Genomic DNA, 13,222 nt, shown 5'->3' on the forward strand with positions numbered 1-13,222 from the left:
AGGAAGCTGCAATGGAACTGCGGCAGACGCCTTCAGCCATTAGCCACCAAATCAAGCGGCTGGAAAGTTGGGTCGGGGGGGCATTGTTTGATCGGCGTGTGCGACAGGTTCGGCTGACGCCGCTGGGTCAAAAGCTCGCCGAGGGGCTCGATAGGGGCTTTGGCGAAGTCTCGTCAGCACTCGGTCGTGCGCGTGCGGGCACAGAGACGAGGATGCTGCGGATTGCGGCATTACCACTCTTTGCCAATGGCTGGCTTACGCATCGCTTGCCAGCATTTGAAAAACGCCACCCAAGTCTCTCAATTGCCATTGATACGTCGGCGAGCATTGCAGACCTTCTGCTCGGGGAGGCGGATGTCGCCATCCGCAATTTGCAGACGCCGACGCCAGGCGTTTGGGCCAAAAAGCTGCTCGATATCCGTGCGGTGCCCCTTTGCGTTCCAGATCTAGCAAAACAGATCCAGTCAGCAGATGACTTCGCCGGACAAACACTGATCGGCCTAACCGTTGGTCGGCGGGGATGGTTGGACTGGTTTGCGGCGTTTGGCGTGCCCGAACCCACGGACGCGCGGATGTTGCTGTTTGACAGCATGACCAACGCGATTGATGCCGCCGCCCAAGGCAGAGGCGTCCTCCTTGCCCTTACCCCATTGGTCTGGGACATCCCGGCATCAAAAGGGCTGGTTGTTCCACAGCAACTCGCGCCACAGGAGGCAGGGAGTTACTACGTGGTCTGTCGCAAAGAAGATCGGACCAATGCCGCAATCGGTGGCTTCGTCGATTGGCTATGCCTCGAGATGCAGCGCGATTTACCTCGATTGCGCAAGGTAGACAGCGCCGCACGAGGCAAGTTTTAGCCTTTCTGCCAGCCTGCGGCTCCAGGGTCTTCATTCTGGACGGCGCAAGAAAAAATAAGACCCTGGAGCCGAAGGCTGGCAAAGCCAAAACGAGTTCAGGGTGACGGAGTGTGTGGACTCACACCAAAACCCGCACCCTTTTGTCCCGCGCCGTTTGGCCGTGGGTGATTTCCAACTGGCTGACCGATATCCCCAACAGCTTGGCCAAGATGGCCAGCACGGCCTTGTTCGCTTTGCCATCCTCCGGCGCGGTGCGGAGCCAGATTTTGAGGGCGCCGTTTTCAATCGCGGCCTTTTCGACCTTTGCCCCCGGCACCACGCGCAGCGATAGTTCGTTTCGGTCGGATATCAGCGCTGTTATCGCTTCCGGGGTTAATGTGGGGGCAGCCATGTTGTTACGATAGCGCAGGAAGCGCTTTCCTGCAACATTCCATATAGGTTATTATATTTTATATAATGAACCAATGGAGTTTATATGGCAGGCAAATCCGCCCCTTCCGACCTTGTTTTAACAATCTTGCCCGATTCGCCGCAGCGCATTCCGTCTGGGCCGCGGGTGAACCGCAATCGGTTGATGCCCGGATTGCGCGTGCGGCATGACGGGTGGACCGAGAAGCGGACGCAGCGCTTTTTTGATGCGTTGGGCCACACCGGCTGTGTGCGCGATGCGGCGCGGGTGGCGGGGGTTTCCAATGCGGCGGCGTACCGGATGAAGCGGCGTTTTCCGTTATTCGCGCAAGCGTGGGAGGATGCGTTGGACCGGGCGGGGCAGGGGTTGTTGGCGATTGCGTATAAGCGCGCGGTGGAGGGGCGGGAGACCGTGATCATCCGCGGCGGGCAGGAATATGAACGGCGGATTACGCCGTCGGACGCGATCCTTGGCCTGTTGCTCAAACGCGGCGATATGGCGGGGGCGGGCGCGCTGCCGGGGGGCAAATTGCCCGATGATCTGTTAAGCTTTGACGAATGGCAACGGCACAAGCGCTTTGACGATTATGGGCGGAAGATCGAGATTGAGGACCCCGAAAAATCGAAGGATAAGTTTATCGCCAAGCTGACCGAAATCCGCAACCGGTTGAAAGAATATGGGCCGCAGGGCGTGGCATGCCCCACTTGTCATCAGCCGCTGCCTGACGGGTGGCCGAACCAGTCAATGGCGGTGCTGGTGGCGACGGGATTGGTGGGCCCTGACGAGCTGTTTGATGATTAGGGTCAGGACCAATTAAATGCACCATCGCGGCGTCAAAATGGCAAAGATATCGAAGTGAAATGTCCGCCGCAGGCAGTTATTCTGCCTGCAAGGGCATTTTGCTTTGAGATCGAAGCCATTTTGGCGTCCTTCGGATTTGACCGATATTGTCCATTGCTGCGTTGGCAAGCTTGGACTTAGAACCACTAAGTCCGGCGCTTACCGCCTTGCACTGAACAATATGGCCTCAAACCGCGAAGGTGCATTTAACAGGTTCTGACCCTAGTCGCGGCAATATGCGGTGCATCGCCCCCGTGCATTTATCCCTGCCGCAAAAGATCGGTAACCTCGTCCAATGTTCCGCGCACGCGCAGCAGCTGATCCTTGCCAAAGACGATCAGGCATTCATTATCGGCATTGTCGGCGGTGCGGACGAATTGGACGATTTCGGGGTTCACCGATATGCGCTGGCCGCGATTGTCGGTCATCATAACGAAGGGGATCATGGGCTGTCCTTTGGAGAGAATTTCGTCGTTGCCCTAACATAGGTGTACGCCGCGCTCTAACACTTCCGCCTGCCGCGCAGATGCGCGTCGCGTGGCATGGTGATCAGGTCCATCTGCGCAAAGACGTCGGGAGCGCCTTTCGCACGCAAGCTGGTTCAGCCGCGCCCATTGGTTTGGCTGGCTTTTCCGCGCAAGCGCCGCTACAGCCGGGGCGATGAATCCCGTAATCCTTGTCATGTCCGGCGGAGCGATAGGTGCAGCACTGCGCTATGGCCTGTCGCGTGCGCTGCCCGTGAACCTTGGGGGTTGGCCGTGGCCGACCTTTGCCGCGAACCTGCTCGGCGGGCTCGCCATGGGGTTGCTGGCGGCATGGTTGGTGCGCGGCAATGGAGCCGCGGAACCGTTGCGCTTGTTTTTGGGTGTGGGTGTTTTGGGCGGCTTTACGACGTTCAGCGCCTTCAGCCTTGAAATGGCGCAGATGGTGCAACGCGGGCAGGGAATGATGGCGGCGGCATATGCTGCGGTTTCGGTAATATTGGCATTGGGTGCGGTCTTCGCCGGAATGATGCTGGCAAGGACAATTTGGACATGAGTAAGCAAGACGAAAAAGGCATTCGGCAATTCGTCGTCGCCCCTGATGATGATGGCATTCGCCTGGACCGTTGGTTTAAACGGCATTTGCCCGATGCATCGTTCAACATCGTGTCGCGTTGGGCGCGCACGGGGCAGTTGCGCGTTGATGGCAAGCGCGCGACGCCGGGTGATCGGCTGCTGGCCGGGCAAACGCTGCGCGTGCCGCCTGCCGATGCGTCGGCATCCTCCAGCGCGCGGGCAGTGCGCAAGCGCCGTGATCTGACCGAAGACGAAATGGAATTCGCGCTGAGCATGGTGATCCACAAGGATGATGCGGCGCTCGTGATTAACAAACCCGCTGGCCTCGCGACGCAAGGCGGCACCAAGACCGAGAACCATGTGGATGGTCTGCTCGACGCATTGGGATTTGAACTCGATAACCGGCCAAAGCTGGTGCATCGGTTGGACAAGGACACGTCGGGCGCGCTTTTGCTGGCGCGCACGTCGCGGTCGGCAGGGCATTTTGCCAAGGCATTTTCCTCACGCACCGCGCGTAAGGTGTATTGGGCGCTGGTCGTTGGCGTGCCGGACATCGCCGATGGTTTCATCGACCTGCCCATTGGCAAGCAGCCCGGCAGCGGCGGCGAAAAAATGCATGTCGATGAAAAGGACGGGCAGTCGGCCCGCACCCGCTATCGCATCGTCGAACGCGCCGGAAACGCCACCGCCTGGGTCGAATTGCAGCCTTATACCGGACGCACACACCAGTTGCGCGTGCATATGGCCGCCATTGGCCACCCCATCGTTGGCGACGGCAAATATGGCGGCAAGGACGCGTTTCTGACAGGCACGATCAGCCGCAAGATGCATTTGCACGCGCGCCGCATCCGCATCGACCATCCATCAGGGCATCAGATTGACGTTCGCGCCGACATGCCCCCGCATATGCAATCGAGCTTTGAAGATTTGGGCTTCGACATCGAAATGGGCGATGCATTGTTGCTGGATGCGCCAAAGTTCAGCGAAACGGCGGAAGGCAAAAAGCGCGTTGCCGCCAATATCGCAAAATCGGCGCGCAAGGAACGCAAGGGCGAACGCCGCTCGCGTGGTTCGGTCTCGGACAAGCCCAAGGACAATAAACGCAGCCAAATGGCCGCGGGCAAAAAAATCGCCGCCAAAAAGCCAGTGATTAAAAAAGTCGCCAGCAAAAAACCGGCCGGGAAAAAGGTCACGTCAAAGGGTAAGCCCTGATGCATCCCAATGCTGCGTTTCGTTGGGAAGATCGCGACGCCATGCGGGCTTTCGCCAAGGGCGTCGGCTTTGGCATGTTATTCCTGAATACCCCCGATGGGCCGCATGTCGCGCATCTGCCATTTGTATTTCTGGACGATGACCGCATCGGTTTCCATATGGCGCGCAATAACGCGATAGCGCGCTATCTGGACGGCGCAGAGGCATTGTTCGTTGTAAACGGGCCTGACGGTTATATTAGCCCCGATTATTACGGCATTCCTGATCAGGTGCCGACATGGAATTATGTGGCGATTGAGCTTGTGGGTTCCGTCCGGAAAATGGATGAAGCGGCGTTGATTGCCCAATCGGATGCGCTGTCGCATCATCAAGAATCGAAGCTGGCGCCCAAACCCGTTTGGACGCGCGCCAAAATGGCCGACGGCATGTTTGAAAAAATGCTGCGCGGAATTTACGGTTTTGAAATGCACATCACCACGTGGCGCAGCACGTTAAAGCTTGGTCAAAACAAAGCCGATGCTGTCCGGATCGCGGCCGCGGACGGCGCAGAGGAAGCCGGTAACGCTGCAATCGCCAATGCTATGCGTAATCTTACCCCATGATAAAACTCGCCATTTTTGATTGCGACGGCACGTTGGTCGACAGTCAGGCAAATATTTGCATGGCGATGGAGCATGCCTTTGAAGCGGCGGGGCTGACGCCGCCGATGCGGCATGAAACGCGGCGTGTGGTCGGATTGTCTTTGGTGGAATCGATGCGGATGTTGTTGCCAGAGGCAGCCGACGATCTGCACCATGATTTGGCCGACAAATATCGTTCGGCCTTTTGGGCATTGCGCAGCAATGGTCTGGTCGATGAACCCTTATATGACGGCATGGCGGCGCTTTTATCCTCTCTGGATGAAAGCGGCTGGATGCTCGGCGTGGCTACCGGAAAGTCCGACCGCGGGCTGACGCGTTGCCTTGACCATCACGCACTCCGGTCCTTGTTCGTCACATTACAGACCGCGGACCGTCACCCGTCAAAGCCACATCCCTCGATGGTGTATCAAGCCTTGGCCGAAGCAGGGGCCGACGCCGCCAATGCGGTTGTCATTGGCGATACGGTGTATGACATTCACATGGGCCGCGCGGCGGGGACGCGCACTGTCGGGGTCAATTGGGGCTATCACAGCGTCGCCGACTTGCGCAAGGCAGGCGCGGATTACATCGCCGAGAGCATGGATGATCTGAAAGTCTATCTGGAGAATTTTGCATGATGCCGAACGATGACAATGCGGGCGCAGATACGCAGGCGCAATATCGGTTTCTGGTCATCAATCTGTGCCGGATTGGCGGCGCGATCATGTTGGTGATCGGGCTGGCGGTCATCGCGCGTCAGGCTTTTGGCCTGCCCATCGCTGCGGGTTATGTGCTGTTTCTGATTGGCATGTTCGCTTTCCTGCTCGTGCCCGTTTTTCTGGCCAAAAAATGGAAGAGCAAGCCGCTGCCATGAGACGATTTTGGAAAGAAGTTACCCTAGAGCCAAGCAGTTTTGGGCATGCGGTGCGGCTCGATGGCCGGCCGATTAAAACACCTACGCACAATCTGCTCGCACTGCCGACGCAAAAGCTGGCGGATGCGGTGGTTGCCGAATGGGACGCGGTTGCAAAGACCGTTGATCCGCTGTTGATGCCGATGACGGGTTTTGCCAACGCGGCGATTGATCGCATTAGCCCCGATAGGGATGGCTTTGCCGCGGCGATTGCCGCCTATGGCGAAACCGATCTGTTTTGCTATCGCGGCGCAGCCGGTGAAGCTTTGGCGGATCGGCAAGCCGAAATCTGGGACCCTTGGCTCGACTGGGCACGTGCCCGTTATGATGTCAGCTTTGTAATTGTCGAGGGCATCATGCACCAGCCACAGCCCGAAGCGACGCTCGAAACCTTGCGCGCTGCGGTGGCGGCGCGCGGGACGTTCGAACTGGCCGCGATGGCAAAGCTTGCGCATCTGTCGGGCTCGCTGATCGCGACGCTGGCGGTTGTCGAACGTGCGGGCTCGGCGGAGGATATTTGGAACGCCAGTTGCCTCGATGAACTGTGGCAGGAGGAATTGTGGGGTGAGGACCATTGGGCGCAGAAAAACCGCAACGACCGCGCCGGTGAATTCATGGCCGCCGTCCGGTTTCTCGACCTGCTGAGGCCGGATGTGTAAGCGCAACCATAGGTAAAAGCCCATCTTGGGCCAAAGCTGGACCAGACTTATGTGCATGCAGCATGTAAGGAAATCCCGATGACAGACGCTTCGCCCAAAAATACCCAGATATTCACGTTAAGGCCGTTGCCCAAGGCGGCATTTGTCGCGGGCTATGCCGGTTTGTTGCCGCAGATTTTTGCCGCTGTGCTGGTGTTTTCGGGATCGGAATATCGCTGGATTGGCCTTGCTGCCGCTTATGGCTATGTCGCGTTTATCTTCAGCTTTTTGGGCGGCATGTGGTGGGGACTGGGCGTTACCACGCGCCGCGATGATGCTTCGGCGACCGCGATATTCGCGCTCGCTGTGGCACCAAGCTTGCTGGCGTTCGCCACCTATCTGCCGTGGATATGGGGCCTTGAATGGCCCGGACCGTCGCTCGCGTGGCTTGGGTTTTTCGTGCTGGGTTCACCGCTGGCCGATCGCTGGCTTTCCGCGCGCTGCCAGTTGCCGGACGGTTGGATGAAGCTGCGCTGGCACCTGTCGATCGGCTTGGGCGGGATTACCCTTTTGCTCGCAGGGGTTGCCCCGACCGCTTAAGACGCCGCGAGGTCGCGCACGAAGCCGATCAGGCCCTTTTGCCGGCGACGCTTCATGCGCTCTGCGGCAAGAATCTGGCGTACCTTTTCAAAGCAGGTCTGCACATCGTCATTGATCAGGACATAATCATAGCCGTCCCAGTGGCCGATTTCGGCCTTGGCGCGGCTCATCCGGTCGGCGATGACCGCTTCGCTGTCTTGCGCGCGGCTGTGCAGGCGGCGTTCGAGTTCGTCGATGGATGGCGGCAAGATGAATACGCGCACGACGTCGGGGCCAGCTTCCTGATACAGTTGCTGCGCGCCTTGCCAGTCAATGTCGAACAGGACGTCGCATCCGGCGGCCAGCTTGTCTTCCACCGGGCCCTTTGGCGTGCCGTAGCGATGGCCAAAAACATGCGCCCATTCGAGGAATTCGCCGTCTGCGGCCATTTTCTTGAAGGTCGCTGTGTCTGTGAAATGGTAATGGACGCCCTCAATCTCACCAGGCCGCGGCTCGCGTGTGGTGTAGGATACTGACAAAGCGATTTTCTCGTCCGCTTCCAACAACATGCGTGAAAGCGTCGATTTACCTGCGCCTGAAGGTGACGAAAGCACGAATAGGAGGCCCCGGCGTTCCAGTTCGTGCGGCTTATGATTGTCGGTGTTGCCCATAGCCGCTAGTGCGCGAAAGGGCAGGCCGGCGTCAAGAGGGAAGCTTTAGTGGCAATGAAAGCGCGTTAGCCCTCTTTGCGGCCCTTGCGCTGATCATATATGCTTTTGGCCACGATTGCGCCGCCGACAAGCAATAAGCCCGGAATGGAGCGGGTCGCCAAACGCGTGGCCACAAGGCCAATGCCTGCTCCCAGCAAGCCATGGCCACGTTTGCGGCCAATCAGGTCGCCGACAACGGCGCCTGCGATGGATTTTAGCATTATCGACTTCCTTCTCAATGCGTCATCCTGAACTTGTTTCAGGATCTTACTTTATCACCGTCCCACGAAAATTAAGATGCTGAAACAAGTTCAGCATGACGGTGTGCGATACGGTGTGCGATACGGCGTGCGATACGGTGTGCGATTAAACCATATCCTCCGGTCTGACATGGGTATCGAACGTCGCTTCGTCAACCAGTCCGGATGCTAACGCGGCTTCGCGCAGGGTGGTTCCATTTTTATGTGCGGCCTTGGCGATGTTGGCCGCATTGTCATAACCGATGACGGGCGCAAGCGCGGTGACGAGCATCAACGAGCGTTCGACAAGGTCCGCAATGCGCGCACGATCCGGTTCAAGCCCGGCGACGCAGTTTTTGGCAAAGCTGTCCATAGCGATGCTGAGCAACTCCACCGCGCGCAGCACATTGGCCCCGATGAGCGGTTTGAAGACGTTTAGCTGCAAATGCCCCTGCAGCCCGCCAATCGTCACCGCCTGATGATTGCCCATGACCTGCGCCGCGACCATCGTCAGCATTTCGCACTGCGTCGGGTTGACCTTGCCCGGCATGATCGAACTGCCCGGTTCGTTTTCCGGCAGATGCAACTCGCCAAGGCCCGAGCGCGGACCCGACCCGAGCAAGCGGATGTCGTTGGCAATCTTTGTGAGGGACACGGCAAGCGTGTTGAGCGTGCCCGACATCTGCACCAGCCCGTCATTGGATGCCAGCGCCTCAAATTTGTTGCGGGCGGGTTCAAACGCGATGCCCGTCGCGGTCGAGATTTCGGCGGCAATCGAAACGTCAAAACCCGCTGGCGCATTTAGGCCCGTGCCGACCGCTGTGCCGCCCTGCGCAAGCTTTTGCACATTATGGACAACCGTCCCTTCAACCCGCGCACGGTTGGCGATGAGTTGCGCGACAAAGGCGGAAAATTCCTGACCCAAGGTCAGCGGCGTTGCGTCCTGCAAATGGGTGCGGCCGATTTTGATGATCGCGCCCCAGGCTTGGCACTTTTCGGTCAGCGCATCGGTCAGGCGTTGCAGCGCGGGGATCAGATCGCGCCACACCGCGATGGCCACCGCGACATGGATTGCGGTGGGAAAGCTGTCGTTCGATGACTGGCCCATGTTGACATGATCATTGGGGTGCACGGGCGTTTTGCCACCGCGTGTGCCGGCCAGTGCCTCGTTGGCGATGCCGGCGATAACCTCATTCACGTTCATGTTCGACTGCGTGCCGCTGCCCGTTTGCCAGATGACGAGCGGGAATTGATCGTCATGCTTCCCCGCCAATATGGCGTCTGCGGCGGCGGTGATCGCGTCGGCAATGCCCGCCGGCAGCGCGCCCGATGCTTTGTGCGTTAACGCTGCGGCACGTTTTACATGGGCAAGGCCGTAGACAATGCCAATCGGCATCCGCTCATGCGCCGGAAAGGGAAAGTTCGCGATACTCCGCTGCGTCTGCGCGCCCCAATAAGCGTTTGCGGGGACCTCTATCGGTCCAAAACTGTCGGTTTCAGTGCGGGTTTCCGCCGTCACTTTTTCCGCCCGAAGTCCACGCTGACGACGTTGGAGCCGTCTTCGACGACGACGGTGGGGCCGTCATTGCCGGCTTCTTCATGCGGTTCGGGCTCGCTTTCGCCCGCATCGACATGGAACTGCAGCGCGAAATCTACGGCCGGATCAACGAAGGCCGTGATCGCGGAGTAAGGGATGAACAAATGCGACGGGATCTGGCTGAACGACAGGCCAACTTCGAAATGTTCGGCCTCAACCTTCAGGTCCCAATATTTGTGCTGAAGCACAATGGTCATTTCATCGGGGAAGCGTTCGTGCAGATGCTGCGGAATGGCAACACCCGGCGCTTGCGTCTTGAACGTGATGTAGAAATGATGGTCGCCGGGCAGGCCATCGCGCGCGACATCGCCCAGCACGCGGCCAACCACGGCGCGCAACGCCTCTTGCACGACGTCATCATAAGGAATCAGGCTATCTACATGCTCTTCGGTCATGGGCGCTTGGTGGACTTCCGCGCGTGTGAAATCAAGATACTTGTTGCCTTAAGCCAACTTGCCAAATGCGTGCATGTGGCTATATCGGCGGCCATGCGTACAGGCTCCATAAGTCGCAAGACGAACGAAACGTCCATTGATGTTGAGGTGAACCTCGACGGCACTGGTGTGTATGACGTGTCAACGGGCATCGGTTTTCTAGACCATATGCTTGAGCAACTGTCGCGCCATTCGCTGATCGACCTGAAGGTGAAGGCCGTTGGCGACCTACACATTGACCAGCACCACACCACCGAAGACACCGGCATCGCGATTGGCGAGGCGGTGTTGCAGGCATTGGGCGATAAACGCGGCATCACGCGTTATGGCACCGCCTATGCGCCGATGGATGAAACGTTGACGCGCTGTGCGCTTGATATTTCTGGCCGGCCCTATTTCGTGTGGAAAGTATCCCTTGGTATGCCGCGTCTGGGCGAATGGGATACCGAGCTGATCGAACATTGGTTCCACAGCTTTGCGACCAGTGCAGGCATCACGCTGCACATCGAAAATCTCTATGGTTCGAACAACCACCACATCGTCGAAAGCTGCTACAAGGCATTGGCCCGCGCATTGCGCCAAGCGGTCGAGATTGACCCGCGCAAGGCGGACGCCATCCCGTCGACCAAGGGCACGCTCTAGGCCGTGTCACTTGCGCTGATTGATTATGGCGCGGGCAATCTGCATTCGGTGCACAATGCGTTGAAAGCGGCGGGCGCAGGCGACGTGCATGTGACCGCCGACCCTGATGTTGTTGCCAAAGCCGACCGTATCGTTCTGCCCGGCGTTGGCGCCTTTGCGCATTGTATGGAGGCGCTGTCTGCGATTGATGGCATGGTTGCCGCCATGGAGCAGCGCGTGCGCGTTGAGGGCACTCCGTTTCTGGGTATTTGCGTCGGCATGCAGTTGTTGGCCGATGCGGGCGTTGAGCATAAAACGACGCGCGGGCTTGGCTGGATCAGTGGCACCGTCCGCGCGATTGCACCGGCGGTAGATTTGAAAATTCCGCATATGGGCTGGAACGATGTTGCTCCGACACAAGGCGCGCCGTTGATCGAAGCGGGCGAGGCCTATTTTCTGCATAGTTATCATTTCGACGCGAAGGACGATGCGGACGTGCTGGCGACCACGCACCATGGCGGTCGACTGGTTGCGGCGGTGGGCCGTGACAATATCATGGGGGTGCAATTCCATCCCGAGAAAAGCCAGTCCTATGGCATTAATTTCCTCAAACGCTTTTTGGAGTGGCAACTGTGATCGTTTTTCCCGCGATTGACCTGAAGGGTGGCGAGGTTGTGCGCTTGGCCGAGGGCGATATGAACCGCGCAACGGTCTATGCCGACGACCCCGCCGCGCAGGCGATGCTGTTTGCCGAACAAGGCGCAGAGTTCCTGCACGTTGTGGATTTGGATGGCGCCTTTGCCGGCCGCCCCGAAAATGCCGAGGCGGTTGAGGGCATCATCGAAAATTTCCCCGGTTACATCCAATTGGGTGGCGGCATCCGCAATACGCAGACCGTTGAACGCTGGTTCGACATGGGCGTCGCGCGGTTGGTGATTGGCACCGCGGCGCTCAAAGACCCGCAGTTCGTCAAAGAGATGGCGCGCGAGTTCGAAGACGGCATTGTCGTTGCCGTGGACGCCCGCGACGGCTTTGTCGCGACCGAAGGCTGGGCCGAGAAATCCGACATGCCTGTGATTGATCTGGCGCGCCGGTTCGAAGACGCGGGTGTGGCGTCCATCCTGTTCACCGATGTGGGGCGCGACGGGATGCTGACCGGATGCAATATCGACGCGACCGTTGATCTGGCGCGGCGCGTAAACATTCCCGTGATCGCCAGCGGCGGGGTGAAGGGCATTGATGACATCCACATGCTCGCGCTGCACGCCAAGGACGGAATTGAGGGCGTGATTACCGGCCGCGCGATTTATGACGGACGGCTGGATCTGGCGACCGCGATTAAAGTAGCGGAGCGGGCGTGACCGTGCCTTCACATCACACCGAAGCCCTGAGCAGCAGCCGCTTGCGGCTGCGTCCGTCGAAGGGTACTTATAATGCTGGTGCATCAACGATGGGCGTCCTTCGACTTTCATCAGCGCGTGCTGCGCTGATGGCTCAGGACTGCGGTGAAACATCGATGGCGAATTGCGGATGACCGTCCGCGTTCGTGTCATTCCCTGTCTCGACGTATCCAATGGCCGGGTGGTCAAGGGCGTCAACTTTGTCGACCTGCGCGACGCCGGTGATCCGGTGGAGCAGGCGCAGGCTTATGATGCGGCGGGTGCGGATGAGCTTTGTTTTTTGGATATTGGCGCAAGCCATGAAGGGCGCGGCACGATCATTGATGTGGTCCGGCGTACCGCGGAAGTATGTTTCATGCCGCTGACCGTCGGTGGCGGCGTGCGCAGTGCAGAGGATGCGCGGGCGTTGTTGCTGGCAGGCGCGGATAAGGTTGCGGTAAACAGCGCGGCGGTGGCGCGACCCGAAGTCGTCGCGGATATCGCCGCACGTTTCGGCAGCCAATGCGTGGTGGCTTCGGTCGATGCGCGGCGCAGCGGCGACCATTGGGAAATCTTCACCCATGGCGGACGCAAGCCAACCGGAATTGACGCGCTCGAACATGCCGTAAAACTCGCCGAACTTGGCGCAGGCGAATTGCTCGTCACCAGCATGGACCGTGACGGCACACGTGATGGTTACGACCTTGCACTCACCCGCGCAATTGCCGATGCGGTGAACATCCCCGTTGTCGCCAGCGGCGGCGTCGGTAACCTTGACCATTTGGTCGAGGGCGTCCGCGAAGGCCATGCGAGCGCAGTGCTCGCGGCGTCGATTTTCCACTTTGGCCAGCACAGCATCGCCGATGCCCATGCGGCGTTACGGGCGGCGGGATTACCCGCGCGCGCCTGACCCAAGGCGCAAAAAATTCGCCTCCCGAGTCCTTGACGTGTCATAAAAAGACCCTATCTGGGCTCCGTTAGCACTCGTCCTGTATGAGTGCTAATGCACATTCATTGCCGTCCCCTGCTTGTTGTAGGCGTGGCGGGATGGCGAAACAGAAAAAGGATAGTTCAACATGGCATTTCGTCCATTGCATGATCGCGTTCTCGTCCGTC

19 protein-coding genes are annotated in these 13,222 nt (G+C 58.9%); 13 read left to right on the forward strand and 6 right to left on the reverse strand.

Annotation, left to right across the window (positions count from 1 at the left end; translation table 11 throughout):
- Nucleotides 1-857: LysR substrate-binding domain-containing protein (locus ACIQZK_RS09855; protein ID WP_397575978.1), on the forward strand; the 857-nt coding region annotated here is incomplete at its 5' end.
- A 118-nt stretch (nt 858-975) separates the two neighbouring features.
- Here the strand turns inward: ACIQZK_RS09855 and ACIQZK_RS09860 are convergent.
- Entirely contained in the window at nt 976-1,248 is a 273-nt protein-coding gene (locus ACIQZK_RS09860) for a DUF167 domain-containing protein (RefSeq protein WP_306063886.1), read from the reverse strand.
- A gap of 84 nt (nt 1,249-1,332) precedes the next feature.
- Between ACIQZK_RS09860 and ACIQZK_RS09865 the strand changes: the two genes are divergently transcribed.
- On the forward strand, nt 1,333-2,067 hold the full coding sequence (locus tag ACIQZK_RS09865; RefSeq protein ID WP_397575979.1) for a hypothetical protein: 735 nt from the start codon (nt 1,333-1,335) through the stop codon (nt 2,065-2,067).
- A 299-nt stretch (nt 2,068-2,366) separates the two neighbouring features.
- Here the strand turns inward: ACIQZK_RS09865 and ACIQZK_RS09870 are convergent, their stop codons facing one another.
- Nucleotides 2,367-2,552, reverse strand: a complete 186-nt coding sequence (locus ACIQZK_RS09870; protein WP_306063885.1) for a hypothetical protein — start codon at nt 2,550-2,552, stop codon at nt 2,367-2,369.
- A gap of 214 nt (nt 2,553-2,766) precedes the next feature.
- Here ACIQZK_RS09870 and crcB point away from each other — a divergent pair, with 214 nt between their 5' ends.
- The 7 genes from crcB to ACIQZK_RS09905 all read left to right on the forward strand — a co-directional run bounded on the left by crcB (nt 2,767) and on the right by ACIQZK_RS09905 (nt 7,147).
- A complete protein-coding gene (gene crcB / locus ACIQZK_RS09875; RefSeq protein ID WP_397575980.1) occupies nt 2,767-3,144 on the forward strand; it encodes a fluoride efflux transporter CrcB in 378 nt (125 codons plus the stop codon).
- Nucleotides 3,141-4,376 carry an RluA family pseudouridine synthase gene (locus ACIQZK_RS09880; protein ID WP_397575981.1) on the forward strand — a complete coding sequence of 412 codons (1,236 nt, stop codon included), beginning with the start codon at nt 3,141-3,143 and terminating at the stop codon, nt 4,374-4,376. The genes crcB and ACIQZK_RS09880 overlap by 4 nt, the downstream gene beginning before the upstream one ends.
- Nucleotides 4,376-4,978 carry an FMN-binding negative transcriptional regulator gene (locus tag ACIQZK_RS09885; protein ID WP_397575982.1) on the forward strand — a complete coding sequence of 201 codons (603 nt, stop codon included), beginning with the start codon at nt 4,376-4,378 and terminating at the stop codon, nt 4,976-4,978. Before ACIQZK_RS09880 ends, ACIQZK_RS09885 begins: the two co-directional genes overlap by 1 nt.
- Complete coding sequence (locus ACIQZK_RS09890; protein WP_397575983.1) at nt 4,975-5,634, forward strand: HAD-IA family hydrolase; 660 nt, start codon at nt 4,975-4,977, stop codon at nt 5,632-5,634. Before ACIQZK_RS09885 ends, ACIQZK_RS09890 begins: the two co-directional genes overlap by 4 nt.
- A complete protein-coding gene (locus ACIQZK_RS09895) occupies nt 5,631-5,870 on the forward strand; it encodes a hypothetical protein (protein WP_397575984.1) in 240 nt (79 codons plus the stop codon). Before ACIQZK_RS09890 ends, ACIQZK_RS09895 begins: the two co-directional genes overlap by 4 nt.
- Nucleotides 5,867-6,568 (forward strand): ATP12 family chaperone protein, encoded by a 702-nt coding sequence (locus tag ACIQZK_RS09900; RefSeq protein ID WP_397575985.1) that lies wholly within the window; start codon nt 5,867-5,869, stop codon nt 6,566-6,568. Before ACIQZK_RS09895 ends, ACIQZK_RS09900 begins: the two co-directional genes overlap by 4 nt.
- Before the next feature lie 78 nt (nt 6,569-6,646).
- Nucleotides 6,647-7,147 carry a DUF3429 domain-containing protein gene (locus ACIQZK_RS09905; protein WP_397575986.1) on the forward strand — a complete coding sequence of 167 codons (501 nt, stop codon included), beginning with the start codon at nt 6,647-6,649 and terminating at the stop codon, nt 7,145-7,147.
- Here ACIQZK_RS09905 and gmk read toward each other — a convergent pair.
- The 4 genes from gmk to ACIQZK_RS09925 all read right to left on the reverse strand — a co-directional run bounded on the left by gmk (nt 7,144) and on the right by ACIQZK_RS09925 (nt 10,067).
- Nucleotides 7,144-7,797 carry a guanylate kinase gene (gmk, locus tag ACIQZK_RS09910; protein WP_397575987.1) on the reverse strand — a complete coding sequence of 218 codons (654 nt, stop codon included), beginning with the start codon at nt 7,795-7,797 and terminating at the stop codon, nt 7,144-7,146. The genes ACIQZK_RS09905 and gmk overlap by 4 nt on opposite strands.
- A 65-nt stretch (nt 7,798-7,862) precedes the next feature.
- Entirely contained in the window at nt 7,863-8,057 is a 195-nt protein-coding gene (locus ACIQZK_RS09915; RefSeq protein ID WP_397575988.1) for a hypothetical protein, read from the reverse strand.
- A 145-nt stretch (nt 8,058-8,202) separates the two neighbouring features.
- A complete protein-coding gene (gene fumC, locus ACIQZK_RS09920; protein ID WP_397575989.1) occupies nt 8,203-9,594 on the reverse strand; it encodes a class II fumarate hydratase in 1,392 nt (463 codons plus the stop codon).
- On the reverse strand, nt 9,591-10,067 hold the full coding sequence (locus tag ACIQZK_RS09925; RefSeq protein WP_183940181.1) for an SspB family protein: 477 nt from the start codon (nt 10,065-10,067) through the stop codon (nt 9,591-9,593). The genes fumC and ACIQZK_RS09925 overlap by 4 nt, the downstream gene beginning before the upstream one ends.
- Before the next feature lie 93 nt (nt 10,068-10,160).
- Here ACIQZK_RS09925 and hisB point away from each other — a divergent pair, with 93 nt between their 5' ends.
- The 4 genes from hisB (at nt 10,161) to hisF (ending at nt 13,016) form a co-directional block, all read left to right on the forward strand.
- Nucleotides 10,161-10,748 carry an imidazoleglycerol-phosphate dehydratase HisB gene (gene hisB / locus ACIQZK_RS09930; RefSeq protein ID WP_183940184.1) on the forward strand — a complete coding sequence of 196 codons (588 nt, stop codon included), beginning with the start codon at nt 10,161-10,163 and terminating at the stop codon, nt 10,746-10,748.
- 3 nt (nt 10,749-10,751) lie between these two features.
- On the forward strand, nt 10,752-11,363 hold the full coding sequence (gene hisH / locus ACIQZK_RS09935) for an imidazole glycerol phosphate synthase subunit HisH (RefSeq protein ID WP_397575990.1): 612 nt from the start codon (nt 10,752-10,754) through the stop codon (nt 11,361-11,363).
- Nucleotides 11,360-12,088 (forward strand): 1-(5-phosphoribosyl)-5-[(5-phosphoribosylamino)methylideneamino]imidazole-4-carboxamide isomerase, encoded by a 729-nt coding sequence (hisA, locus tag ACIQZK_RS09940; protein ID WP_183940188.1) that lies wholly within the window; start codon nt 11,360-11,362, stop codon nt 12,086-12,088. Before hisH ends, hisA begins: the two co-directional genes overlap by 4 nt.
- A gap of 169 nt (nt 12,089-12,257) precedes the next feature.
- A complete protein-coding gene (gene hisF, locus ACIQZK_RS09945; RefSeq protein ID WP_397575991.1) occupies nt 12,258-13,016 on the forward strand; it encodes an imidazole glycerol phosphate synthase subunit HisF in 759 nt (252 codons plus the stop codon).
- Nucleotides 13,017-13,222: the final 206 nt, after the last annotated feature.

It is taken from the genome of Sphingorhabdus sp., assembly GCF_044338195.1.
Lineage (GTDB): Bacteria > Pseudomonadota > Alphaproteobacteria > Sphingomonadales > Sphingomonadaceae > Sphingorhabdus_B.